The sequence below is a fragment of the Hyphomonas neptunium ATCC 15444 genome, assembly GCF_000013025.1.
Classification (GTDB): domain Bacteria; phylum Pseudomonadota; class Alphaproteobacteria; order Caulobacterales; family Hyphomonadaceae; genus Hyphomonas; species Hyphomonas neptunia.
The window spans coordinates 2,407,877-2,432,805 of record NC_008358.1 but is presented as its reverse complement, the minus strand read 5'-3'; the positions used below and the strand labels follow the sequence as shown (position 1 = coordinate 2,432,805).

Annotated in this window: 23 protein-coding genes; 18 read left to right on the top strand and 5 right to left on the bottom strand. The window is 62.3% G+C overall.

What is annotated here, in order from left to right:
• Positions 1-2: 2 nt before the first annotated feature.
• The 4 genes from HNE_RS11520 to HNE_RS11505 all read left to right on the top strand — a co-directional run bounded on the left by HNE_RS11520 (position 3) and on the right by HNE_RS11505 (position 7,235).
• Positions 3-2,177, top strand: a complete 2,175-nt coding sequence (locus tag HNE_RS11520) for a TonB-dependent siderophore receptor (RefSeq protein WP_011647322.1) — start codon at positions 3-5, stop codon at positions 2,175-2,177.
• 23 nt (positions 2,178-2,200) lie between these two features.
• Positions 2,201-5,491: an amidohydrolase family protein gene (locus HNE_RS11515; RefSeq protein ID WP_083759079.1), complete on the top strand. Its 3,291-nt coding sequence runs from the start codon at positions 2,201-2,203 to the stop codon at positions 5,489-5,491.
• 56 nt (positions 5,492-5,547) lie between these two features.
• Positions 5,548-6,273, top strand: coding sequence for a hypothetical protein (locus HNE_RS11510; protein ID WP_011647320.1), 726 nt, complete (start codon positions 5,548-5,550; stop codon positions 6,271-6,273).
• 206 nt (positions 6,274-6,479) lie between these two features.
• Positions 6,480-7,235: an AraC family transcriptional regulator gene (locus HNE_RS11505; protein WP_035592687.1), complete on the top strand. Its 756-nt coding sequence runs from the start codon at positions 6,480-6,482 to the stop codon at positions 7,233-7,235.
• Positions 7,236-7,244: 9 nt separating this feature from the next.
• Here HNE_RS11505 and HNE_RS11500 read toward each other — a convergent pair whose 3' ends face one another.
• A complete protein-coding gene (locus HNE_RS11500) occupies positions 7,245-8,699 on the bottom strand; it encodes an NAD-dependent succinate-semialdehyde dehydrogenase (protein WP_035592710.1) in 1,455 nt (484 codons plus the stop codon).
• A 170-nt stretch (positions 8,700-8,869) separates the two neighbouring features.
• Between HNE_RS11500 and HNE_RS11495 the strand changes: the two genes are divergently transcribed.
• The 3 genes from HNE_RS11495 to HNE_RS11485 all read left to right on the top strand — a co-directional run bounded on the left by HNE_RS11495 (position 8,870) and on the right by HNE_RS11485 (position 11,715).
• Positions 8,870-9,271: a PaaI family thioesterase gene (locus HNE_RS11495; protein ID WP_011647317.1), complete on the top strand. Its 402-nt coding sequence runs from the start codon at positions 8,870-8,872 to the stop codon at positions 9,269-9,271.
• 12 nt (positions 9,272-9,283) lie between these two features.
• Entirely contained in the window at positions 9,284-10,453 is a 1,170-nt protein-coding gene (locus HNE_RS11490; protein WP_011647316.1) for a CaiB/BaiF CoA transferase family protein, read from the top strand.
• A 323-nt stretch (positions 10,454-10,776) separates the two neighbouring features.
• On the top strand, positions 10,777-11,715 hold the full coding sequence (locus tag HNE_RS11485; protein ID WP_011647315.1) for an IS110-like element ISHne5 family transposase: 939 nt from the start codon (positions 10,777-10,779) through the stop codon (positions 11,713-11,715).
• A gap of 58 nt (positions 11,716-11,773) precedes the next feature.
• On the opposite strand, the gene HNE_RS11480 is transcribed toward HNE_RS11485, so the two are convergent.
• Positions 11,774-13,027, bottom strand: coding sequence for an acetyl-CoA hydrolase/transferase family protein (locus HNE_RS11480; RefSeq protein ID WP_011647314.1), 1,254 nt, complete (start codon positions 13,025-13,027; stop codon positions 11,774-11,776).
• Between the two features lie 210 nt (positions 13,028-13,237).
• Here HNE_RS11480 and HNE_RS11475 point away from each other — a divergent pair, with 210 nt between their 5' ends.
• Together HNE_RS11475 and HNE_RS11470 are read left to right on the top strand one after the other, a co-directional pair.
• A complete protein-coding gene (locus HNE_RS11475) occupies positions 13,238-13,825 on the top strand; it encodes a TetR/AcrR family transcriptional regulator (RefSeq protein ID WP_011647313.1) in 588 nt (195 codons plus the stop codon).
• Positions 13,826-13,844: 19 nt separating this feature from the next.
• Positions 13,845-14,132, top strand: a complete 288-nt coding sequence (locus HNE_RS11470) for a YciI family protein (protein ID WP_035592477.1) — start codon at positions 13,845-13,847, stop codon at positions 14,130-14,132.
• Between the two features lie 10 nt (positions 14,133-14,142).
• Here HNE_RS11470 and HNE_RS11465 read toward each other — a convergent pair whose 3' ends face one another.
• Positions 14,143-14,355: a DUF2842 domain-containing protein gene (locus HNE_RS11465; protein WP_035592475.1), complete on the bottom strand. Its 213-nt coding sequence runs from the start codon at positions 14,353-14,355 to the stop codon at positions 14,143-14,145.
• Between the two features lie 92 nt (positions 14,356-14,447).
• Here HNE_RS11465 and HNE_RS11460 point away from each other — a divergent pair, with 92 nt between their 5' ends.
• Positions 14,448-15,503, top strand: coding sequence for a COX15/CtaA family protein (locus HNE_RS11460; RefSeq protein ID WP_011647311.1), 1,056 nt, complete (start codon positions 14,448-14,450; stop codon positions 15,501-15,503).
• Here the strand turns inward: HNE_RS11460 and HNE_RS11455 are convergent.
• Positions 15,487-16,251 (bottom strand): hypothetical protein, encoded by a 765-nt coding sequence (locus HNE_RS11455; RefSeq protein WP_148205870.1) that lies wholly within the window; start codon positions 16,249-16,251, stop codon positions 15,487-15,489. The genes HNE_RS11460 and HNE_RS11455 overlap by 17 nt on opposite strands.
• Positions 16,252-16,489: 238 nt before the next feature.
• Between HNE_RS11455 and rplM the strand changes: the two genes are divergently transcribed.
• The 3 genes from rplM to argC all read left to right on the top strand — a co-directional run bounded on the left by rplM (position 16,490) and on the right by argC (position 18,465).
• Positions 16,490-16,954, top strand: a complete 465-nt coding sequence (gene rplM, locus HNE_RS11450) for a 50S ribosomal protein L13 (protein WP_011647309.1) — start codon at positions 16,490-16,492, stop codon at positions 16,952-16,954.
• 7 nt (positions 16,955-16,961) lie between these two features.
• Positions 16,962-17,444: a 30S ribosomal protein S9 gene (gene rpsI / locus HNE_RS11445; protein ID WP_011647308.1), complete on the top strand. Its 483-nt coding sequence runs from the start codon at positions 16,962-16,964 to the stop codon at positions 17,442-17,444.
• 85 nt (positions 17,445-17,529) lie between these two features.
• The gene (gene argC, locus HNE_RS11440; RefSeq protein ID WP_011647307.1) at positions 17,530-18,465 is read left to right on the top strand and encodes an N-acetyl-gamma-glutamyl-phosphate reductase; all 936 of its coding nucleotides are present in this window, start codon (positions 17,530-17,532) and stop codon (positions 18,463-18,465) included.
• 28 nt (positions 18,466-18,493) lie between these two features.
• Here argC and HNE_RS11435 read toward each other — a convergent pair whose 3' ends face one another.
• On the bottom strand, positions 18,494-20,326 hold the full coding sequence (locus tag HNE_RS11435; RefSeq protein WP_011647306.1) for a PHA/PHB synthase family protein: 1,833 nt from the start codon (positions 20,324-20,326) through the stop codon (positions 18,494-18,496).
• 70 nt (positions 20,327-20,396) lie between these two features.
• Between HNE_RS11435 and HNE_RS11430 the strand changes: the two genes are divergently transcribed.
• The 5 genes from HNE_RS11430 to glpX all read left to right on the top strand — a co-directional run bounded on the left by HNE_RS11430 (position 20,397) and on the right by glpX (position 24,842).
• Positions 20,397-20,816: a hypothetical protein gene (locus tag HNE_RS11430; protein WP_011647305.1), complete on the top strand. Its 420-nt coding sequence runs from the start codon at positions 20,397-20,399 to the stop codon at positions 20,814-20,816.
• Positions 20,817-20,823: 7 nt separating this feature from the next.
• Complete coding sequence (locus HNE_RS11425; RefSeq protein ID WP_011647304.1) at positions 20,824-22,038, top strand: LL-diaminopimelate aminotransferase; 1,215 nt, start codon at positions 20,824-20,826, stop codon at positions 22,036-22,038.
• A gap of 127 nt (positions 22,039-22,165) precedes the next feature.
• Complete coding sequence (locus HNE_RS11420) at positions 22,166-22,393, top strand: hypothetical protein (RefSeq protein WP_148205869.1); 228 nt, start codon at positions 22,166-22,168, stop codon at positions 22,391-22,393.
• Between the two features lie 159 nt (positions 22,394-22,552).
• Entirely contained in the window at positions 22,553-23,836 is a 1,284-nt protein-coding gene (locus HNE_RS11415) for a homoserine dehydrogenase (RefSeq protein WP_011647303.1), read from the top strand.
• A 52-nt stretch (positions 23,837-23,888) separates the two neighbouring features.
• Complete coding sequence (gene glpX, locus HNE_RS11410) at positions 23,889-24,842, top strand: class II fructose-bisphosphatase (protein WP_011647302.1); 954 nt, start codon at positions 23,889-23,891, stop codon at positions 24,840-24,842.
• Positions 24,843-24,929: the final 87 nt, after the last annotated feature.

Genomic DNA, 24,929 nt, shown 5'->3' with positions numbered 1-24,929 from the left:
TCATGGTGCAAACACAACGCCAATCGGCAACAGGAAACTTCTTCAAGGCGACGCTTCTCAGCGCGGCGGCCGGTCTCTCGGTATTGGCGCCAGTGGCGCTGGCCCAGGAAGAGGACGCGGACAGTGTTCAGGAGGCCGTGATTGTCATTGCGCCTGAATATGTTCCGACAAGTTCTCTGACGGCAACGAAATCGGGTATCCCCCTTGTGGAAACACCGCAATCCATCTCCGTGATCACGCGGGACCAGATCGACCTTCTGAACTTCATCGATGCGCAGCAGGCCGTTCGTTACGTTGCCGGTGTGTCAGGTGAAAACTATGGCCCGGATCTGCGTTTCGATTTTATTTCAATTCGTGGCTTCACGCCGCGTCAGTTTGTTGACGGTCTGGCCACACCTGTTTCCACGTCTATCCGGTCTACGGGTGTTGATCTCTATGCGTTCGAAACGCTCGACATTCTGAAAGGCCCAGCCTCGGTTCTGTATGGGAGCGCGCCTCCCGGAGGCATCTACAACCAGACGAGCCGACGCGCCGAGGCCGAGACCAGCGGCGAAGTTACGCTTCAGTATGGCACGGACGATTACAAACAAATCGCCGCGACCGGAACGACGGCGCTGACCGATACGATCAGCGGGCGCCTGACGGTTCTGGCGCGCGACCGGGAAGCGGAGCGGGATTTCGTTGAAGCGCAGCGCTATCTTGTTGCGCCAGCTCTCAACATCAAACTTGGCCCTCAAACCGAACTCGATCTGCTTGGCTATTATCAGGACGATCAGGTTGATGGCGACACCAACGGCTTCCTTCCAATCTTCGGAACGCTTCTGCCCAACCCGCTTGGGAAGGTTGATCCTTCGGTGAACCTGGGTGAGCCAGACTTCAACTTCTATGAGCGTGATCAGTACGGCGTTGGCTTTGAATTCACGCATAGCTTCAGCGAGGCTTTGCAGTTTGATGCGAACCTGAAATATACCGATTATGCCGAGTACCGGGACGTCATCTACGGAACCGGGCTTCTTGCGGACAATCGCACCGTCACGCGCGGAAACTCTCCCTACCAGGAGGATGTCTCCAACCTTGCGATTGATACACGTTTGTCGGGCGATTTGACGTCAGGAAGCATCACGCATCGCTTCCTGGTTGGGCTTGATTACCGCAATGTCGACAACAATGCCGGCTATGGCTTCACGGGCGCCAGCTCGATTGATCTCTTTGATCCGGTATACAATCAGGTGCCGAATATCAGCCCCGGTATAACGACCCGCTTCAATGAGCAGGAAGCGACGCAGCTCGGCATTTATGCCCAAGACCAGATAAAGTTCGGCAAGCTTCTCCTGCTGGCGAGTGGTCGCTTCGACAAGGTCGAAAGTGAGTATCTACAAGCGTTCACGCCATTTGGTTCGCCCGCTCCGTCAACGAGTTCAGATCAGGAGAAATTCACCTACCGGATCGGCGCAAACTATCTTCTTGATAGCGGCGTGTCTCCCTATATCAGCTACGCGACATCGTTTGAGCCTGTGCTGGGGGCAGATATAAATGGGGATGCTTTCGACCCGACGATCGGCACACAAGTAGAAGCGGGTGTGAAGTATGATGGGAGCAATCTCAGAGACGGTTTCGATATCTTCGCCTCTGCAGCTGTTTTCAATATCCTGCAGGAGGACGTGGTCGCGACCTCTTCAAGCCTTTCTACGCCCGTGTTTGGCATTCAGCTCGGTGAAGTCGAAGTATCGGGCGCTGAATTCGAGTTCGTTGCGCGCATCGATGATGCTCTGTCCTTGAACGGATCTTATAGTTTCACGGACAGCGAGATCAAAGACAGCAACACGCCGCTCGAAATTGGTCAGCCGCTGCCGGTCACGCCGGAACACAAGTTCTCTTTCCTGGTCGATTATACCGTTCAGGGCGGAAGCTTCCGTGGGCTCGGCTACAATGTGGGCGTGCGTTACAGCAGCGAAAGCGCAGGCAGCCTGCCAAGCGCGTTCAACCCGGTAGTTTATAACAGCGATGAGTTGTTCCTGTTCGATGCCAGCATCCGGTACGACACTGAAAAATGGCGCTTTGCCATCAACAGCTCGAACCTTCTGGACGATGAGTATGTGGCGCGCTGTGCCAGCACTTCGAACTGCACCTATGGCGCCGGCCGCCAGGTCATTGCTTCGGTGACGCGCAAGTTCTGATCTGCAATCTGGATGGGTGCCGCATGGTTTGCTTGAAGCCTGAGGGAGACCGGAACGCCGCTTCGTTCCGTGTACGCCTGATGGCCGCGGCGCTCGTCCTTGGTCTGTCCTCCTGCGCGACGCCTGCGCAGGAGGCAGATACCATACCTGAGGTAGCTGTCGCCTATACGGCGGGAATTACCGGCAAACGGGACATGCCTCTGGGCAAGCCCGGCCAGACGCTGCCAATGCAGGCGGCGCGCAATATTTCCTTTGAAACCGATGAAGGCTCGCTGTTGTCGCTGGATGTTTCGCCTGCGGGCGACGTTCTGGTGTTTGACATGCTGGGCGATATCTACACGCTGCCTGTGAGCGGCGGAAAAGCTGCGCGGTTGACATCCGGCATGGCGATGGACAGCCAGCCGGTCTGGTCGCCCGATGGCAAGGCGGTCCTGTTTGTCAGTGACCGGTCTGGCGCGGAGAATCTCTGGCTGATGGACGCCGATGGCGGAAATCCTCGCCAGATCAGTCTGTATGACGACAATCCTGTTTTCGTGTCGCCTGAATGGGCACCGGACGGGAAGAGCATTCTGGTGACCCGCTATTGGGCTGACCGGAATGCCTATGAGCTGTGGCGGTTCCGGCCGGTGGCGGGCGATATGGGCGAAGTGCTGCGCGCGACGCAGGGTGGGGATGGCAGCGCGGTCAGTACCAGTTCGCTCGGCGCGCGGTATTCGGCAGATGGTGGCGCGATCTATCTGGCCTCGTTGAAGGAGGGTGACCCGGCATTCAACGCGCTGGCGGCCTGGGGCATCGTGCGGATTGATCCGGTAACGGGCGAAGAGGCGGCGGTGCTGCCCGCTGGCGCGGCTGGAGAGAGCGTGGTGCCACGCTTTCGGCCGGCCGTCTCGCCGGATGGGCAGTCGCTGGTGTTCGGGGAGCGCCGGGAGGGCGTCACGCTGTTGAAGGTGATGCACCTTGAAAGCGGCGCGGTTCGCACGCTTGGCGAGGTTGACCCGGACGCGGTGCTTGCATCGCTGACGCATGACGCGATTGCGCGCTATGATTTTTCCGCTGATGGCAAGGCGCTGTATGTGAACCGGCAGGGGCGGATTGACCGGATTGCGCTGGACGGCGGGGCAGCTGAACCTGTTCCGTTTACGGCAGATGTGTCGCAGGATCTCGGGCCGCTGGGGCGGCACCCCGCGCGTATCGAAGGCGGGGCCGTGCGGGCGCGGCTGATCCAGTCGCCTGAGCTGTCGCCAGACGGTGCGGCGCTGGTCTTTACGGCGCTGGGGCGGCTGTATGTGCAGGCGCTGGAGGGCGGCGCGCCGCGTCTGGTGCGCGGCGAAGGCGAGACGGGGTATCATCCGTCCTGGTCTGCCGATGGTGCCGCGCTGGCCTTTGTAAGCTGGACGAAGGCGGCAGGCGGGGACGTCTGGATTGCGCCGCAGGCGGACGGACCGGCCCGCAAGATCAGTGCAGAAACGGCCTTTTATACCCATCCTGTGTTTACGCCCGATGGCAGCGCGATTGTGGTGGTGCGCTCGCCGGCGGAGACGCGGCGGCGGACGTATATGGAATATGGCCAGTGGCGCGAGGCTGAGCTGGTGGTGATGCCGCTGGATGGCGCGCCGTCGCGCGTGTTGGCGGCGGGGCGGATGGGCGGGACGCCACATTTTGCGGCTGATCCGGGCGAGGTATTGATCAATACCGGCAAGGGCGTCGAAGCGGTTTCGCTGGCCGATGGCGCGCGCCGGGTGGTGACGCAGGCTGTTGGCCCTGGCTGGTATTTTTCTGAAGGGCCTGCGGCGGCGGATGATCTGCGCGTTTCGCCGGACGGGCAGTGGGCGCTGGCGCAGATTGCCCATCAGCTGCATCTTTATCGTCTCGGCTCGGCAGGGGAGACGTTTGATCTTTCCAACCCCAGCGGCGCGCATGTTCAGCTGACGGACATCGGCGCGGACTATTTCGGCTGGAGCGAGGACGGGCAGGAGATTTACTGGGCGCTGGGCGCAGCGCTGAAGCGTGTGCGGCTGGACGAGGTGGTGTTTGAACGGGGTAGCGCGGAGACAGCGTCGCGCCGCACGGATATTGAGGTTACGGCGCAGCGCGATGAACCATTAGGCCGGGTGCTTCTGACCGGGGCGAACGTCATTGCGATGACTGACCGCGCGTCGCCGGAGGCTGTGCTCGCGAACTCTGATATTCTGATCGAGAATGGCCGCATCGCGAGAATTGCGCCTTCTGGTGAAATTTTGGCGGGGAGCGGTGTTTCAGTCGTTGATGTTTCGGGCGCCTATATTATTCCTGGACTGATTGATGCGCACTATCATGTGGCCGATATTCGCCGCGATGTGCTTGATTTTGATGTCTGGGGCCTGAAGACAAATCTGGCCTTTGGCATCACGACGCTGTTTGATCCGTCATCCCTGTCGATCGACATGCTGACCTATCAGGATTTGATCGAGGCGGGCGATGTTGTGGGGCCCCGGCTTTACACAACCGGCCCGGCGATTTTCGATTTCAATGATTTCCGGTCCAAGGGCGAAGTTGTCTCCGTTCTGCGGCGTTACAGTGATTATTACCGCCTCTCGAACCTGAAACAGTATCGCACCGGCAATCGCCGGGTGCGCCAGTGGGTGGCCGAAGCGGCCAATGAGCTGGGATTGTCGGCGACCACGGAAGGCGCGCTGTCCTACAGATTTTCCCTGACCGGAATTCTCGACGGCTTTTCGGGCGTTGAGCATGCGACGCCGCCGATAGGTCCGCATAAGGATTTTGTCGATCTGTCCGCCAGGAGCGGCACAAGCGGCACGCTGACGCTGATGATCACGCATGGCGGCCTGCCGGCGGACCGGGTTTTCATGGCGCGCGATGACGCCTTCAACAATCAGAAATATGCCGATTTCGTGCCTGAATGGTTCCGCGAGATGCGGTTTCAGAATGTGCCTGCCGCGCCGCTGTGCGATTATACCTATGGCGTTGTGGGCGCAGGCGCGCTGAGCGTGCACCAAGCGGGCGGCGTGGTGGGGCTTGGCGCGCATGGCGACATTCCGGGCCTGGGCACGCAATGGGAATTGCAGGCGTATGTCGAGAGCGGCTGGACGCCCGGCGAAGCCTTGTGGGCCGCCACGATGGGCAGCGCACAAACGATTTCGCGAGACCATGCTTTGGGCAGTCTCGAAACAGGAAAATTTGCGGATCTTGTAATCCTCAATACCAATCCGCTGGCGGATATAAAGAACACGCTCGACATCCGGTATGTGATGAAAAACGGGCGGCTCTATCAGCCAGGGACACTCACTGAAGCGCAAGCGACAGTGAACCACTGAGGCGGCCGCCACCGCCCCAGAAAATTGTAGAAAAATTGTCTCCAGGAGGAACGCAAGTGACCCTTACACGCACACTATTGTCTGTGATTACCCTGACTTCCCTACCGCCGCTTATTGCGGAAGCGCATGAACCACATCTGTTCATGGATGTTGCCGCTGTCTCGGCGCTGCATGACCGTGGCGAACAGATCGGCCGCGAGGTGTTGGAATTCGGGGTGGGCATTGAGGTCGATGTCAAAGAAGCAACCGTCTACGGAGCATTCTATCGCCTGTTGCCTGTAGGCGATGAGCAGGAAGCCTTCGATGATGAAGCCGATTTTACGCTTGGCGTTGCTTGGGCCGGGACAGGCTATAGCGCAGATGTTTCCGCCAACTGGCTGACCTTTCCGGGAGAGGAGGCTGAATCGAGCCTGGAGCTCGCCGGCGCGGTGACGCTGGACGCGCCCTATGCGCCCACGCTCGTCGGTTTCTATGACGCCGATCTTGAAGACTGGGGGCTGGAGATCGCCGCCGGGCCGGAATGGGAGGCGGGCCTCTGGACCGTTTACGCGCTTGGCCGGGCCGGCTTCGTTCATCCCGGTGATGGCTCTGCCCATCGCTCCTATGGCGGCGTCGAGATTGGAGCCTCGCGGCCTGCGGCGGAGTTTGCCGAGTTCGGGTTCTTTGCGCGGGCTGACGTTTCAGACGAAGACGCTTTTGCGCGCCGGATCAATGGGGGCGAGGTGACGGCCTTCCGCAGTTCCGGGATTTCGGCCGGGATCAGCCTCTCCCTCAGCCATTAACGGCCAACGCCATCCGCTGGTGGCGGGAATCGCCAGCGGATGGATTTTTCGATCAGGCATTGGGCAGTGGGCGCCCCAATTTTGGCCCACGGCATTCTAACAGGTCATATTTTTGCTGATTTGGGCCACTCGATCAGTCATGATCTTGTCACATGGGCGGACGGTGGCATCATTTGCGGGTGTTACACAAGTCCCGAGAGGACAGGATGAAAAGCACTCACCAACTCGATTTGAGCCGCCGCCCCGTGGTCGCCCTGGCGGATGAATACCCGTCCGGCTTTGTGGATACGGCGCATTCGCATGAGCGCATCCAGCTGCTTTATGCGTGTTCCGGCGTGATGTCGGTGGTGACCGACAAGACGAGCTTTGTGATACCGCCGCAGCGCGCAGTGTGGATTCCCAGCCAGGTTCAGCATGAAGTTTCCTGCCGGGGGCCGGTATCGCTGCGCACGCTCTACATTGATCCGAGATATGAGCGGGATGATCCGGACTGTCATATCGTCGAGGTGGGACAGCTGCTCCGGGCGCTGATCCTTGAGGTCACGCAGTTTGAGCATGATTATGACCTTCAGGGGCGCGAGGGACAGATTGTCAGCTTGCTGGTGAGCGAGCTGCTAGCCTCGCCCAAGGTGCCTTATGCCGCGCCGATGCCGACCGACCCGCGGTTGGTGCGGGTGTGCCGGGAGATTATCGAACATCCGTCTGACCAGCGCGACATTGACCAGTGGGCCGATATTGCGGGCATGAGCCGGCGCAGCTTTACGCGGGCGTTCAAGCGGGAGACCGGCATGGGCGTGGCGCTGTGGCGTCAGCAGGTGCGGCTGCTGGAGGCTTTGTCGCTGCTTTCCACCGGATCGAGCGTCACCAGCGTGGCTATGGATGTGGGCTATGACAGCGCCAGCGCGTTCTGCGCGATGTTTCAGCGCGCGTTTGGGGTTTCGCCGAGCCGGTATTCTTTCTGAGGCCGGGCCTCAGCCGAGGCCGCCCATCAGCGTGTATTTGATGTCGAGATAATCGCTGACGCCATACTTTGAGCCTTCGCGGCCGAAGCCGCTTTCCTTGCGGCCTCCAAAGGGGGCGATGGCAGTGGAGATCAGCCCCTCATTCATGCCGACGATGCCGTAGTCGAGCGCGGCGGAGACGCGGAAGGCGCGGGCGAGGTCTTTCGTATAGGCGTAGGCGGCGAGGCCGAACTCGGTGTCGTTGGCCATGGCGATGGCTTCGGCTTCATCGGTGAAGCGGAAGAGGGCGGCGACAGGGCCGAAGGTTTCTTCTCTGGCGAGGCGGGCTGTTTTGGGGACGTCCAGGAGGATCGTCGGCTCGAAGAAGGTGCCGCCGAGGGCGTGGGGCTTGCCGCCCAGCGCGATGCGGGCGCCTTTGGTGACGGCGTCTTCGATGTGAGCTTTGACGGTTTCCACGGCGTCGTCGTTGATGAGGGGGCCCTGGTCGACGCCCTCGTCCATGCCGTTGCCAACCTTCAGTTTTGACACGGCTTTCTGGAGTTTTTCGGCGAAGGCATCGTAGATGCTGTCCTGAACCAGAAAGCGGTTGGCGCAGACGCAGGTTTGGCCGGAGTTGCGGAATTTGGAGGCGATGGCGCCTTCCACGGCGGCGTCGAGGTCGGCGTCATCGAAGACGAGGAAGGGCGCGTTGCCGCCCAGTTCCAGGCTGAGGCGTTTCAGGGTGGAAGCGCTTTGCTGCATCAGCTTTTTGCCGGTCTCTGTGGAGCCGGTGAAGCTGACCTTGCGGACTTTGGGATTGCTGGTGAGCTCGCCGCCGATGTCTCCGGCAGAGCCGGTGATGACCGAGAGGACGCCAGCAGGGATGCCGGCCCGCTCGGCCAGGACGGCCATGGCGAGGGCGGTCAGCGGCGTGGCGGAGGCGGGCTTTACGACCATCGTGCAGCCCACTGAGAGGGCTGCAGCGGCCTTGCGGGCGATCATGGCGGCGGGGAAGTTCCAGGGCGTGATGGCGGCTGTAACGCCGACAGGTTCGTGGGTGACGAGGATGCGGGCGGTGGGGGTGTGGCTGGGGATGATGTCGCCATAAGTGCGGCGGGCTTCCTGGCTGAACCATTCGATGAAGGAGGCGGCGTAGGCGATTTCGCCTTTGGATTCGGTGAGGGATTTGCCTTGCTCGGCGGTCATGAGGGCGGCGAGGTCGGCCTGATTTTCCATAAGAAGATCAAACCACTGGCGCAGGATGGCGGAGCGTTTTTCGGCGAGGAGGGCTGCCCATTCGGGGAAGGCTTTGGCGGCGGCGTCGATAGCTTCGCGGGTTTCGTCGGCGCCCATTTTGGGGACGGAAATCAGAGTTTCGCCGGTGGCGGGGTTTGTAACTTCGAAAGTTTCGCCAGATGTGGCCGCGCGCCAGGCGCCGCCGATGAAGGCCTCACTTTTGAGGAGCGAGGAATCTTTGAGTTTCAAGGGCATGGGGCATCTCCGGCAGGGACTTATCCAACAGTTTTGCAGGGTTATAGTTCCCGTGCAGCTGCATGACGAGGCGCGTCACTGGCTGGACAGATCAGGACAGTTCCGGGACACTTTGGGACAGTTCGGGACAAACCAGGACACTTTCGGACACGCAGGAGACACCTATGAGCGACGCAGCCCTGAAGGCGATGGAAGCTTCGATGCCCTTTGCGAAAGCCATCGGGCTGACGCTGACACGTGCGGACAAGGAGGCGGTTATCGGACAGGTGACCGTGGGGCCCGAGCACTGCACGGCGGGCGGGATTGCGCATGGCGGGTTCCTGATGACGCTGGCCGATTGCGTGGGGGCGATCGGGGCGTTTCTGAGCCTGCCGGCTGAGTCCAAAATGACGACGACGACCGAGAGCAAGACGAACCTGATCTCAGGCGCGCCGGTGGGGACGGTTCTGAGAGCAACTGCCGCACCTGTAAGTGTTGGCCGCAGGCTTCAGGTCTGGCAGACGCGCATCGAAACGGAGGCGGGCAAGCTGGTCGCGTTGACCACCCAGTCTCAGATGAACCTTTAAGAAGGAACGCGCATGAAACTCGACGGTCTCAAAGTTCTCGATCTCTCGGCGTTTTTGCCGGGGCCGCATATGACGATGATGATGGCCGACCATGGCGCGGACGTGATCATGGTGGAGCCGGCCAATGGGCTGGGCGAGCCGGTGCGGGAGATCGGCGAGACGACGCCGGACGGCAATACGGTGTGGTTCCGCAATGTGGCGCGGGGCAAGCGGAGCCTGAAACTGAACCTGAAAGACCCAGCCGGTGTCGAGCTGCTGCTGAAGCTGGCCGAGCAGGCGGATGTGTTTGTCGAGGCGTTCCGGCCGGGCGTGGTGAAGCGGCTGGGCGTTGGCTATGAGGCAGTTTCGGCGCGCAACCCCAAGATCGTTTACTGCTCGATTTCCGCCTTCGGGCAGACCGGGCAGCATGTGCAGAAGCCCGCGCATGACCTCGTGGTGCAGGCGATGACGGGGCTGATGGATCTGGGGCGGGGCCTCAGCGATGGGCAGCCGGCGCCCCCGCCCGTGCCGTTTGCCGATGCGTCGGCCTCGCTGATGGCGCTGTCTGCGATCCTGATGGCGCTTTACCGGCGCACGCAGACGGGCGAGGGCGATTATATCGACATGTCGATGTATGACGCGGCGATTGCCTGGACGCCGAATGTGCTGGGGCCGGTGTTTGGCAAGGGCGAGGCGCCGAAGCCGAAACAGATGCGCAGCTTTGGCGGCGCGGCGATGAACTCGATCTACAGAACCTCCGATGACGGATTTGTCGTGATCGGCGGATCGGAAGTGAAGTTTGCGGAGAATCTGCTGACCGCTTTGGGGCGCGTTGATCTGCTGCCCTATGCGAAGATACCGCCGGGGGATGAGCAGGAGCCACTGAAGGTCTATTTCCGCGAGACGTTTGCGAGCGAGACGCTGGCCTATTGGGAGGCATTTCTTCAGCCGGTGGATTGCTGCTGGGCGGTGGTGCGTGATCTGAAAGCCGCGTTTGATGATCCGTTCACGGCAGAGCGCGGGATGGTGTTCGCCGATGGCGACGGCAACCGGCATGTTGGCCCGCCGATCCGCTTTGCGAAGGAGCCGCCGCAACCTAATCCGAAGCTGGCGGCCTATGGCGAGCATTCGGAGGAGATTGCGCGGGAGACGGGGATGAGCGCGGAAGAAGCAGCGGCGCTGAAAGCGCGGGGGGTTATTTGATCTGATCTGGATGCGCTGTGCTATCGAACGGCTCATCCTGAGCGTCCTTCGTCTGGCTCAGGAGGAGCGTCGAAGGACGAGCCGGGGCTAGCGCTGTGCTGTTTGGCGCATCCTTCGACTTCGCTTGTCTTATGGCATTTGCGTCTGATCTGGTCAGACTGGAACCGCTGACGGGAGTTACCGCTCCCGTCAGCGGCGAGGGTGGGACCGTGACTTCGCAGGCGCCTGGGCGCCGTTCCTGAGTGAGGTCGCCCTCGTCTTTCCCATCGGCCTGAACGGATACAGGGGCTTTGAGGCCCGCATGACAAGCAGAGGCAGGAAAGATGACACTGATTACCATCGGCGTGGATGTTTCAAAAGACACTCTTGATGTCCACCTTCATCCTGACGGGTTGCACCGTCAGTTCACAAACGATGCCGCCGGCTATCGCACGGTCCTCGGCTGGGTCGCGGGCCGGCCGGTCGCCCGCCTCGTCTTTGAGGCAAGCGGAGCCTACCACCGAGCCTTTGAGCGCGCGATGGGCGAGGCAGGCCTTGCTCTGTGCAAGGTCAATCCGGCCCGGGCCCGGAGGTTTGCAGAGGCAATTGGCCAGAGCGCCAAGACTGACCGGATCGACGCCGCCATGCTGGCCCGGATGGGGGCTGTTCTGGAGCCAGCCGCGCGCGCCGCGCCGTCAAAAACAGCGAGTGATCTCAAAGAGTTGCACATGATGCGAGCGGCCCTCGTCAAGGACAGGACGGCGGCGAAGAACCGCGCCGGAACGCTCACCCTGCCGCTTTTGAAACGCCAGTTGCGCCAGAGGCTGGCAGCCATTGACCGCCAGATCACACAGATCGAGCAGGCCATGCAGGCGCTCATCGAGGCTGACCCCGAGCTTGCCCGCAAGCGGGACATCCTCATCTCGATCCCCGGTATCGCCGAACGCTCTGCCTTTGCCCTCCTGACCGGCATGCCGGAGCTGGGCGACCTCGGTAACCCAGCCGCCAGCGCCCTCTCGGGAACCGCGCCGCGAACCCGCCAGTCAGGCAAGTGGACCGGCAAGGCGTTCGTGCAGGGCGGCCGCGCCCATGTCCGGCGTTCACTCTATATGCCAGCCCTCGCCGCCGCCCGGTTCAACCCCGACCTCAATCATACCTACAGGCATCTTACCGGCCGGGGAAAGCCGCCAAAACTTGCCCTCACCGCCATCATGCGAAAGCTTATCATCCTCGCAAACACACTCATCCGAGAAAATCGGAAATGGACACCAAAACCCAATTGACCAACACGGATACTCAGGATGAGCGTTGTATGGTTTGGTTGGTGCTGCGATCTGGCCTTTAAATCCGCCTACGCATCGCTTCCCACTCTTCCGCCAGCATCGGCCGATGGCGTGGGTCGGCAATTGCAATCAGCGCTTCGGCGCGGGCTTCCATGCTTTTGCCTCGGAGGCGCGCGGTGCCGAATTCTGTGATGACGACATCCATGTCTGTGCGCATGACGGTGACGGCGTTGGGCGGGAGGCGCGGGACGATGCGGCTGATTTCGCCGCCTTTGGCGGTGGCCATCAGGGCGGTGATGGCGAGGCCGCCTTCGGAGAGGGCGGCGCCGCGCAGGAAGTCGTTGAGGCCGCCTTGCCCGGCGACCTGGCGCCCGCCGATGAATTCGGCGTTGGCCTGGCCGAAAAGGTCGATCTCGATGACCGAATTGATAGCGCGCAGGCGCGGGACGGCGGCGAGCGCGCTGGCGAAATGGGTTTTCGAGACGGGGTGGAAGTGGACGTTCTGCGCCGTTGCCATGCGGGCATAGAGGGCGGGCGTGCCGACGGCGACGCCGGTATCGACGCGCAGGGTGGGGTCGTCGTCCATCATGCCGAGGATGGGATCTGACACCATGCCCGAATAGATGCGCAGGCCGCGCCGGCCCTTGAGGGCGGTGAGGATGGCCTGCTGCACATTGCCGACACCGAACTGCAGCGCGTCGCCGGCGTCAATCAGGTTTGCGATATGGCTGGCGATAGTTCCGAAGGCGGGCGGGAGCGGGCCACCGGGGAGCACGAGGAGGGGGTGATCATCCTCCGCCAGCTGAGCAAATTTCGATAGCGGGATTTTTGGCGCATTCGGGGGCGCGGGCATGTGGGGGCAGATGATGCCGAGGACGGGCACATCGCTGCGCTGGAAGATCAGGGGGGAATAATCCGGGCTGACGCCGAGGGAGACGTTGCCGTCCCCGTCCGGCGGGGAGACGAGGACGACGGCGCCGTGGAGCGGCGTGGTGGCCATCCACTGCCAGGCCTGGCTGTAGGACAGGGGCAGGAAGCGCGTGCGGCCGGCATCATAGGAAGGGCGCTGGGCAGGGGGCAGGAAGATGGTTTCGGCGTAGGCATTGTTATGGAAGCCGGCCCAGTCCGTGATGTTGATGCCCGCGATCCAGGCGCCGAGGAAGGTGAGGCCGCTGCTGAGGTCCGGTTCTGCCTTGAAGAGACGGGCGAGGCCGAGCGGCTCGCCACTGGCGCCGCCGATGAAGAGGCGGGCCTGCGCCGGCAGACGGTGGCGGAACTGCTCGAAGGCTTCGGCGAGGCTGGGATAGGGCAAGGGGCGTCTTTCGCGGCTGAAGCGGGGGCGGGCTTTTCTGTTAGCGGCGCAGGCGCGGGTTTAGAAGGGGGAAGCCTTCGAGACGAGGCCTGAAGAGAGTTTTCCCCATATTAGGACAAACGACCTATTGCAAGATTAGGTCATTTGTCCTACTGCGGATTACATACTTGGCATCCGGGCCAAAAAGAAACTTCGGGCAGGAGGCATGCATTGGGCGCGCGAGATACTCGGGACATGATTGTCGCTGCGGCCGATGATCTGTTCTACCGGCAGGGGTTTGACCACACATCGTTTGCTGACATTGCCGGAACGGTGAGTTTGTCGCGCGGGAACTTTTACTATCACTTCCGGACCAAGGACGAGATCCTCGATGCGGTCATCGGCCTGCGTCTGGAGGCAACGCGGGCGATGTTGACCGATTGGGCGCTCGAAAGCGCCAGCCCGGTGGTGCGGATCAAATGCTTCATCCGTATTCTGATCGTAAATCAAACGAAGATCATGGCCTATGGCTGTCCGGTGGGGACGCTGTGTCAGGAACTGGCGAAGCTGGAGCATGCCGCCAAGGGGCGCGCCGCGGAGGTCTTCGCGCTGTTCCGGGAATGGTTGGCGGAGGCATTCCGCACGCTGGGCGCAGGGGATGAGGCGGAGGCGCTGGCGCTGCATGTGCTTGTCTGGTCGCAGGGCACGGCGACGCTTGCCAATGCCTTCCGTGATGAGGCTTTCGTGCGGCGCGAAGTGGATGGGATGTGCACCTGGGTGGAGGCGCAGGCGGCGCGTCTTTCCGGGACGGCGCGGTGAATTTCAGGAGGAGACGCAGATGTTCTTTGTTCAGCTCAGATTTGCGGCCAACAAGGCGGCGGCGCCGCAATTCATGGAGGCCCACAATGCCTGGATCAGTGAGGGGTTCGCCGATGGCGTTTTCCTCATGACGGGCAGTCTTGCGCCGGGCATCGGCGGGGCGGTTCTGGCACACAATACGACGCGCGAGGCTCTTGAGGCGCGGGTGGCGGCAGACCCGTTCGTGGGCGAAGGCATTGTCAGCGCCGAGATCAGCGAAATCAAACCGGGCCGGGTAGACGACCGGCTGGCCTTTCTCACGGCGTAGCAATTGCGGCTCAGTCTTCCTCGGGCGGCTCGACCGCGTTCATCCAGGCGAAGAGGGGTTTCAGGGGGAGAATCCAGAGGGTGCCTGCGAGGATATAGAGGGGCATCTGGAGCCAGCCGGAGAGGGCGCCGATGCGGCCGCTGAGCGAGCCGATGGCAACGACATAGATGACCAGCCAGGCGAGCATCAGCAGCATGGCGATGGGCTTTCGCGGGTTGCGCATGGGCGTGTCTCTCTGTCTTGTGCCGTCGTGTCCGGGCGGGCTGCGACCACAGCGACCCTTGATCGCGGCGCCCGTCAAGTGATCTAGGCTTCATGACACCAAGCGCAATTTCCCCCGTTGCCGCAGGCTGGATACGCCGCTGGCTGATCCTTATGGCCCTGATGGTCTATGCCATCATTCTGGTCGGCGGCGCGACGCGCCTGACCGATTCCGGGCTTTCCATAACAGAGTGGCGCCCTGTCAGCGGCGCGCTGCCGCCGATGAGTGAAGCGGCGTGGCTGGTGGAGTTCGAGAAGTATCGCGCGACCACCCAGTATCAGCTGACCAATGCGGGCATGGCGCTCTCCGAGTTCCAGTTCATTTACTGGTGGGAGTGGGGCCACCGGCAGATCGGGCGGCTGATTGGCCTTGTGGCGGTGGCGGGTTTTGCGTTTTTCGCCTGGCGGCGCTGGCTGGGGCAGGGGCTCGGCTGGAAGCTGGTGGGGCTGATTGCGCTGGGCGGGCTTCAGGGCGCGATTGGCTGGTGGATGGTGTCGAGCGGCATTGGCGAGACTGAGCGGGTGTCGGTGGCGCCCTACCGGCTGATGACGCACTTTACGCTGGCGCTGCTTATTCTGGCGGTGATCGCGTGGCTTTGGCTGGACCTTGGACGGCAGCAGCGGGCCGGGGCGCCGAGGGCGGCGCAGCGGGCGGCGATGGCGCTGATGGGGCTGATCTTCGTGCAGATGGCGGCGGGCGCGCTGGTGGCGGGGCTGGACGCGGGGCGGACTTATACCGACTGGCCGCTGATGGCGGGGGAGGTGTTTCCCGCTCATTATATACATGCCGAGCTGGGCGTTCGCAGCTTCTTTGAGGGGCGCGAGGCGACGCAGTTCAATCACCGCCTGCTGGCCTATGGGCTTTGGGCGGGGAGCCTGGCGGCGGCGTGGGCGTTCCGGAAGACGGATGTGCACCGGGAGTTTGCGTTTCTGGCGGTGCTGGTTTCCGCGCAGGCGGTGTGGGGCATCCTCACGCTGGTCAATGCTGCCCCGATGGGGCTGGCGCTGGTGCATCAGGGGCTGGGCGTGGTGACCACGCTTTGGGCCGTCTACACAGTGTGGCGTGCAGGCGGCCCGAAGACGGTGGCGGAGATCAATCCTCCAGCGTGATGGCGCTGGGGTCTACAAAGACAACCTGATGGGTGCCTTCGCTGGTTTCGCCGGCGATGACGACAACGCCGCCCGGATAGCCGCCGGCGGGGAGTGTGCCGTGGGCGGTGACAGCGGTTGGCGCGTCGGGCGCGGTGATGGTGATGCCGTCGCGGACCGTGACATTGCTGGTGGTCATGCCGAGATCCGTGGAAATCTGCAGCGGGCCGCCTGCCTCAATGGACAAGAGGGCGGAGGTGTCGCCGCGGGTCAGCGAGGCAGATGCTGCTGAGCGCGGGGAGGCGACCAGCGTGTCATAGGCAAAGACGCAGGACGTGATCGGGAAGCCGGCTTCGGTGTCAGCCTCCTGGGTCCAGACGAGGTCTTCACCGGCCTGGCTGACGACGCCGGTGCGCAGGGTGCGGTTGTCGGAGATGGTCCAGTACGCCAGGCGCATGAGGCCCTGTGTGCCCGCGTCTCCCGTGCACAGGCCTTCGACCATGCGCTCCTCGGGGATGGGCAGGTCGATCTGGGCCGGGGCGACGAGGCCGGTGCCGAAGACATAGGCCTTGAGGACGCCCGCATCGGTCACGCCGGGGAAGAGGGTGAGCTGGGTTCCCTGGATGTTGGCGGCGCGGCCATCGGCCAGATCCCTGAGATGGAATCGGGTCGGTTCGCCCAGACGATCGCCTTCCATGTCGAAAAATTCGAGGCCGCCAGCGTCATAAGCGACCGCCAGAATGGCCCCTGAGCCCGAGGAAAGGGCCACATCGCGGACTTTTCCCTGCAAAGGGCGGGTCGACCAGACGGCCGGAAGCTCAATTTCCCCTGATATTTCAGTGCTTTCGCTGGGGGATGGGGTGGGGGACTCTTGCCTTCCGCAGGCTGTTGCCGCAAAAAGCAGGCTGAGCCCGGCGGCTGCGTTGACAAAGGGAAACGCGGCGCTTAAACGCCAGCCCTTAATTTGCATTCCTGGAACTCCGAAAGTAGAGGCTCTGAGCAGAGCGATGAAAACGTATAACGCACCCGTCGGGGTAGAGAACAATTGGGTCGTGATCGACGCGACAGGCGTCGTTGTCGGACGCCTTGCTTCTTACGTCGCCAAACGTCTTCGCGGCAAGCACCGCCCTGACTTTACTCCGCATGTCGATACCGGCGATCACATCGTTGTTATCAATGCCGAGAAGGCCGTGTTCACTGGCAACAAGCTGGAAGACAAGGTCTATTACCGCCACACCGGTTATCCGGGCGGTATCAAGTCCACGACCGCTGGCAAGATCCTTTCCGGCCGCTTCCCTGAGCGCGCCATCGAAATGGCTGTGAAGCGCATGATGCCGCGCGAAAGCACGCTGTCTCGCAAGCAGTTCGGCAAGCTGCGCGTTTACGCCGGCACCGAGCATCCGCACACTGCACAAGCGCCCGAAGTCGTCGACTTCAAGGCGATGAACCGCAAAAACTCGAAAACGGCCTGATAAAAATATGACCGACACCTCGAACTCGCTGCAAGACCTTGGCACCCTGACAGGCGCGCCGTCTGCTCAACCGGTCAAATCCGTTGAGCCCAAGATCGACGCACAAGGCCGCGCTTATGGCACCGGCCGCCGCAAGGAAGCCGTCGCACGCGTCTGGATCAAGCCGGGTTCCGGCAAGATCATCATCAATGGCCGTGACCAGGAAACGTATTTCGCGCGTCCTGTTCTGCGCATGGTGATTGCACAGCCGCTGATCGAAGCTGGCCGCGCAACCGAGTTTGACGTGATCGCAACGGTCAAGGGTTCGGGCCTCATGGGTCAGGCCGGCGCAGTTCGCCACGGCATCTCCCGCGCGCTCGTCGCTTATGAGCCGGGCCTGCGCGCCGTTCTGAAGCCGTTCGGCTTCATGACCCGCGACCCGCGCGTTGTTGAGCGCAAGAAGTACGGCAAAGCGAAAGCACGCCGCAGCTTCCAGTTCTCCAAGCGCTAATCGCAGCAGCATATCCAATGTCTGGCGGGCGCTTCGGAAACGGAGCGCCCGTTTGTTTTTGCCCTTATTTTCGCGGAGGGGCGTGATGTTGCCCAAGGTTTTCATTGATGGCGAGGCCGGGACGACCGGCCTTCAGATTGCCGAGCGGCTCAAAGTCCGCACCGATCTGGAGCTGATCTCGATCCATGCCGACAAGCGCAAGGATGTCGATGAGCGGGCACGCCTGATCAACAAGGCGGATGTTGTGATCCTCTGCCTGCCGGATGACGCGGCGCGCCTTGCGGTGAGCCTGGTGAGCAATCCGAACACGGTGGTGATTGATGCCTCGACCGCGCACCGGGTGTCGTCGGGCTGGGTTTATGGCTTTGCAGAAATGGACCGCGGACAGCGCGCGATCATCTCGGCGGCCAAGCGGATCTCCAATCCGGGCTGCTATCCCACAGGATTTGTTGCCCTCGTGCGTCCGCTGGTGAAGACGGGTTTGTTGCCGGCAGACTGGCCGGTGACGGTCAATGCCGTGTCGGGCTATTCGGGCGGCGGGAAGCCGATGATTGCCGAATTCGAGGACCGCGAGACGCAGGACAATTTCCGCATCTATGCGCTGGGCCAGCAGCACAAGCACCCGCCGGAAATGAAGAAGTTCTCCGGCCTCTCTCATGTGCCGATGTTTACGCCCGCCGTGGGGCGGTATGCGCAGGGCATGATCGTGGAAGTGCCGTTGCCGCTCTGGGCGGTGCCCGGCAAGCCGAAGCGCAAGGACATTCATAAGGCGCTGACAGCGGCCTATGCGGGCGAGGCATTTGTGAAGGTTATTCCGCTTGCGGAAGCGGACGCGATCAAGTCGCTCGACGCGGAAGGCTGCAATGATACCAACCGGCTGGAGATTTATGTGTTCGGCACGGATGAGCAGGCGCGGCTCGTGGCGCGGTTGGACAATCTGGGCAAGGGCGCTTCAGGGGCGGCGGTGCAGAATCTGAATATTGCGCTGGGGCTGGATGAGGGCGCGGGGCTCAAGGTTTAAGACCTTCACCTCCCACGGAGAGGTGGGGCTACTGCGGTGGTAGCTTGATGTCTTCCAGGCGCACTTTGACATAGGTGCCGGGCGCGGCGCCCAGGCCCATGTCCTTGGGCTCGACGGCTTTGACTTTGCGGCCGGATTTCGGCTTCAGCCAGGCCCACCAGGTGGGCCACCAGCTGCCGGGGGTTTCGGTGGCGGCGCCCAGCCAGTTATTGGCCGAGCTTTCCGCGACGCCGGGATTGGTCCAGTGCTGGTATTTCTTCGCGTCGGGGTGGTTTACGACGCCGGCGATATGTCCGGACCCGGAGAGAATGAAGGTGGTGTCGCCGCCAAAGCGCTTGGCCGAGCGGTAGACACTTTCAAACGGGACGATGTGATCGTCCTTTGAGGCCTGCAACATCACCGGGATCTGGATGTTGGCCATGTCGATCTTTTCTCCGAGCACGGTGTATTCGCCGCGAGCAAGGCGGTTTTCAGCGTAGCATTCGGAGAGGTAACGCTTGTGGACGGGGCCGGGGATGTTGGTCTGGTCGGCGTTCCAGTAGAGCAGGTCGAACGGGCGGGGTTCCTTGCCCAGCATGTACTGGTCGATGACATAGCGCCAGACCAGATCAATCGGGCGGAGCCAGTTGAAGGTCTCGTACATGTCCTTGCCGGGCATGATGCCGCCATGGTTTTCGATGATGCCGTAGACATAATCCCGGCCCGGACCATCGGTGAAGACTTTCAGGTCTCCGGCGAGTTCAAAGTCGGCCTGTGAGGCGAAGAAGGTTGCCGAGTCGATCTTGTTGTAACCGGTGGCGGCCATATGGCCGAGCGTGGAGGTGAGCAGTGTGCCGCCGATGCAATAGCCCACGGCGTTGAGGCTCTTGGCGCCGGACGCCTGCAGGGCGGCCTCGACGGCGGCATAGATGCCTTTTTTGGCGTAATCGTCCCAGGTGTAGTCTTTCGTGACGCCATCGGCCGAGCGCCAGGAGACGACGAACACCGTCAGCCCACGGACGACCAGCCAGCGGATCATCGAGTTCTTTTCCTGCAGGTCCAGGATGTAGAACTTGTTGATCCAGGGCGGGAAGATCAGCAGGGGCTTGGAATAGACGGTCGCTTGCGACGGGGCGTACTGGATCAGCTCGATCAGGTCGTTGCGGAAAACAACCTGACCCGGCGCGGTGGCGACATTCTCGCCGAGCTTGAACGGGGTCTCGTCGGTCTGGGTGATGTGGAGCTTGCCACCGCCCTTGCGCACGTCTTCGCGCGCCATGCGGATGCCCGCCAGCACGCTTTCGCCGCCGCTTTCGATGAAGGCCTTGAGGGCCTGCGGATTGGTGCCGAGATAGTTCGTCGGGGCGAGGCTGTCGGTCAGCAGCTGCATGAAGAATTTTGCGCGCAGATGGATCGGTTCATCCAGGCCGGGCGCGCGGTCGGCGAGGCTCATCATCCAGCGGGCGTTCAGGTCATACGCCTTGCGGATGAATTTGAAGCCGGGATTGGTCTGCCATTCGGGATCGGAGAAGCGTTTGTCTTTTTCGGGCTTGGGCTCGGCAGTGATGCTTTCGGTGACCATCTCCTGCCAGAGGCCCATCCAGCCCTTCATCAGGTCCATATTGGCCTGCATCAGCGCCATCGGGTTCTGCGCCAGGCTCATGCCGACCTTGCTGAAAGCGTCGGCGGCGCCCATCGGGTCGCCCTGCGAGACGGTGCCGAGGGGGCCAGAGCCGGTCAGCACTTCGGTGAGGAGGGCCTGGGATTCGGTATTTGCCAGCGCCAGTGTGGTCATCAGCACTTGCAGACGTGCCGGGTCCTGCGCCATCAGCAGGGAAGCGATGGAGGGTGTCTCAGATGCTGGTATCTTGTTACCGCCCATGTGTCGTAGTTTCGCCCCTTGTTTGGGCTAATCTATCCTTCGGAATGTTTGTCATTTAATGAGCTTAACCATGAAAAACACGGCGATTCCCCTCCTGATTGTGCCGCTGCTGTTAATTGCGGGATGTTCATCTACCTATTCGAAGGTGCGCCAGGCCATTAACGAGGCGCCCGAATGGTATGGGGAACGGCGTGCCGGGATGCGGGACGAAGGGTATCCTGTGCTGGCGGCGTTGCCGGAGGTTGACCCGAACAACAAGCCTGGAGCGAGCCTGCAAGCGCAGCTGGACCGGGGCGATGTGCTGTCGGACGCCTTTGCCGACCCCCGAGCGGAAGTGGCGGTGGGCGGAGCTGAGGAAATCCGCGCCATCGCCGCAAGCATCATTGGGAGTTTCGACGAAATGCCGCCGGAATCCGATTTCCTTACCCAAGCCGAAATCGCTGCCATCCGCAGCCAGTTCAATGTACCCCGCGTTACCCAGGACGAATGAGACCCAAATGAACACCGACTTTCACAAGATCCGGCGCCTTCCGCCTTACGTGTTTGAACAGGTGAACCGCACAAAAGCGGCGCTGCGCGCCAAAGGCGCTGACATTATCGACCTCGGCATGGGCAATCCTGACCTGCCGACGCCCAAGCATATCGTCGACAAGCTGGTCGAGACGGCCCGCAAGCCGGACGTGAACGGCTATTCCGCCTCGCGCGGCATTCCCGGCCTGCGCCGGGCGCTGACCGATTATTACAAGCGCCGCTTTGATGTGGTGCTGGATAGGGACCGGGAGGTGATTGTCACGCTCGGCTCCAAGGAGGGGTTTGCCAATCTCGCGCAGGCCATCTCTGCGCCGGGTGATGTGATCCTGGCGCCGGACCCGTCCTATCCGCTGCACCATTTCGGCTTCATCATTGCCGGGGCCTCGATCCGCGGCGTGCCCGCGCATACGCCCGAGCAGTATCTCTCCAGCCTCGGCCGGGCGGTGAAGTATTCCGTGCCGCCGCCGACCGCGATGGTGCTGTGCTTCCCGTCGAACCCGACGGCGGCTGTGTGCGATCTCGATTTCTACAAAGAGGCCGTGAAGTTCGCCAAGAAGCACGACCTCTGGGTGCTGTCGGACCTTGCCTATAACGAGATCTATTTCGAGGAGCCCACGCCCTCGATCCTGCAGGTGGACGGGGCGAAGGACATTGCGGTGGAGTTCACCACGATGTCGAAGACCTATTCCATGGCCGGATGGCGGATGGGCTTTGTGGCGGGCAATGAGAAGCTCGTCGGGGCGCTGGCGCGGGTGAAATCCTATCTCGATTATGGCGCGTATACGCCGATCCAGGTGGCCGCTGTGGCCGCGCTCGACGGGCCGCAGGAATGCGTGGCGGAGACGCGCGCGATCTATAAAGGCCGCCGCGACGTGCTGGTGGACAGCTTCACCCGCGCTGGATGGCCGGTGCCGAGCCCGAAGGCCTCGATGTTTGCCTGGGCGCCGATCCCCGAACAGCTGCGCCATCTGGGCAGCCTGGAGTTTGCCCTGCAGCTGATCAACGAGGCGCATGTGGCCGTCGCGCCGGGCGCTGGCTTTGGCGAGCATGGGGATGATTACGTCCGCATCGCGCTCGTGGAAAATGAGCAGCGCATCCGTCAGGCGGGCCGTAACATCCGGAAGTTTCTGGCTGCGCGCGGCGTGAAGGAGATCAAGCCGGCGGTTGCGGCTGCGGAGTAATCCGTAGGGTGCATTGCGACCGTTGGCCTTAATGCACCCTACATTTCCCAATTCCCTGACCCGAAACGTCCTCGCTTTGCGCCTTTATGGTCAGAGAGTGGCGATTGGCCGGTCAGGGGAGCGCGCGATGTCGAAGGAGAGGTTGGGGGATGGGAGTTGCTATATCTGCAAGGCGCCGCTGGCCCCGCTGGTGTCGATCTGCTGGAAGTGCGGGTATTCCCAGCTGCCTAATCCGCAAGGCGATGGGACGGGCAAGGGCGGGAAAGATGCCGCCCCGCCGAAACGCGAGCCTGACCTCAAGAAGGGCCGCGATTTGGGCAAGGCGGATTTCAAAGCCGGTATCAAGAAAAAGTAGGGTGCATTAGGGCCAGTGGCCGCAATGCGCCGGTTTGGTGGGGTGGGGCGGCGCCTTGCGCTTTGCTTAATGCACCCTGCGGGAGGCTTGCCCCTTCCAAGGTTGCGCCAAAAAGGCTAGGCAGCAGCCCGAACCGTAAGAGATGAAAAGGGGCGCCTTGTGGGGCCTTTGAGAATTGGAATTGCCGGCCTGGGCCATGTGGGCTGCGGGCTGATTGAACTGGTGCAGCGTCAGGATCGCCTGCGGCTGCCGGGGCGTGTGGAGATTGCGGGCGTGAGCGCGCGCTCGCAGAGCCGCAACCGGCCGGTCAGCACCGATGGCTATACCTGGTTTGACGACGCCGCGACGCTGGCCGAAGACCCGAATGTGGACGTGTTTGTCGAACTCGTCGGCGGATCTGACGGCCCGGCCAAGTTTGCCGTGGAATCGGCCTTGCGCGCGGGCAAGCATGTGGTGACCGCCAACAAGGCGCTGATCGCCAAGCATGGCAACATGCTGGCCGCGCTGGCGGCCGAGAAGCAGGTGGACCTGCTGTTTGAAGCGGCCGTGGCCGGGGGCATTCCGGTGGTGCGCGTGCTGCGCGACAGCCTGGCGGGCACCGAAGTGACCCGCGTTTCGGGCATTCTGAACGGCACCTGCAATTTCATCACCTCCACCATGCTGGACACCGGGCGCTCCTATGAGGACGTTCTGGAGGAAGCCCAGAAGCGCGGCTATGCCGAGGCCGATCCGACACTGGACGTTTCAGGCATGGACGCGGCCCATAAGGCGGCGATCCTCTCGGCGATTGCCTTCTCGGCTGACCTTGATTTCTCGAAGGTTTCGGTGCGCGGCATCGAAGACATCGGCCTTCTGGACCTGCGCCTGGCAGACCGGTTGGGCTTCCGGATCAAACTGATCGCTGAAGGCGTTCTCAAGGCGGAAGGCGTTGTCTGCCGGGTGGAGCCGATGGCGCTGACGGCGGGCCATGCGCTGGCGCGGATTGACGGGTCGCTGAACTCTGTGCGGGTTGAGGGCGATCCGCTGGGCGCTGTTGTGTTGACGGGCCCCGGCGCAGGCTCTGGCCCGACCGCGAGCGCCGTGATGGGCGATGTGGCGAAGCTCTTCCGCCCGGCCATTCGCAACGCCTTTGGGCGGGCTGACCACCATGTGGCCCAGCCTTTCATCAAAGGCGGCGAGGATGAGATTTCGCCCTTCTTCCTGCGCGTGCGCCTGACAGACAAGCCGGGCACGCTGGCCGCGCTGACCGAAGCGCTGGCCGAAGAGGGCGTGTCGGTCGACAAGCTGCTGCAGGATTCGGCTGATGAAACGGGCGCCAGCCCGGTCGCGGTGGTGACCCATCGCTGCCCGCGCCGGCAGATCCTTTCAGCCATTGCCCGCATCGAGGCGCTTGGCGTAACCGTTGACGCGCCCAGACTGATCAGAATTGAGACGGCAAGCTAATTGCTAGGGCCGTCCTGCTATAAGAATAATGACCCGTTTCGGAGAAAAACCTATGGATAACAGCGTTCTGACTTCCAGCCTTGCAGATGCAATGGTTAATGTTGCGGAATTGGCTGCGATTGCGGCGTCCCGCCTTGTGGGACACGGCGACGAGAAGAAAGCCGACGCTGCCGCTGTGGATGCCATGCGGACGGCCTTCAATGCGGTGGACTTCAAGGGCCGGGTTGTCATCGGCGAGGGCGAGCGTGACGAAGCGCCGATGCTCTACATCGGTGAGGAAGTCGGCACCGGCAACGGCCCGGAAATCGACATCGCGCTGGACCCGCTGGAAGGCACGACCCTGACGGCGAAAGCCATGCCGGACGCCTGCGCTGTGCTGGCGATTGCCCCGCGCGGCGGCCTGCTGCATGCGCCCGACACCTATATGGACAAAATTGCCATTGGCCCCGGCTATCCCGAAGGCATCATCAGCCTGGAGGCGAGCCCCGCCGACAACATCAAGGCGCTGGCCAAGCACCGCAAGCGCAAGGTGGAAGAGATGACCGTGTGCGTGCTCGATCGCCCGCGCCACCAGGGCATCATCGACTCGCTGCGCTCTGCGGGCGCGCGGGTTGTGCTGATCACCGATGGCGATGTGGCCGGCGTGATCGCTACCACCGATCCGCTGACGGGCATCGACATGTATGTCGGCCAGGGCGGCGCGCCGGAAGGCGTGCTGGCAGCCGCCGCGCTGAAATGCGTGGGCGGGCAGATGCTCGGCCGTCTCGTGTTCCGCAATGACGACGAGAAGAAGCGCGCGAGCCGTACCGGGATCACCGATTTCGGCAAGACCTACAGCCTCAACGAGCTGGCCTCGGGCGAGACCGTGTTCTGCGCAACCGGCGTGACCAAGGGAACGCTGCTGGACGGCGTGGTCCAGAAGGATGGCCGTATCCATACGCACACGCTGGTGATGACCTCCACCAACGGCCTGGTGCGCAATGTGCGGTCTTCGCGCCGCATCTGATACGGGGCTTGCAGCTATAAAGAAAACACCGGCGGGGCAGGGCTTCGCCGGTGTTTTTCGTTTGGGGGTGCGCGGGCACCCGGAACG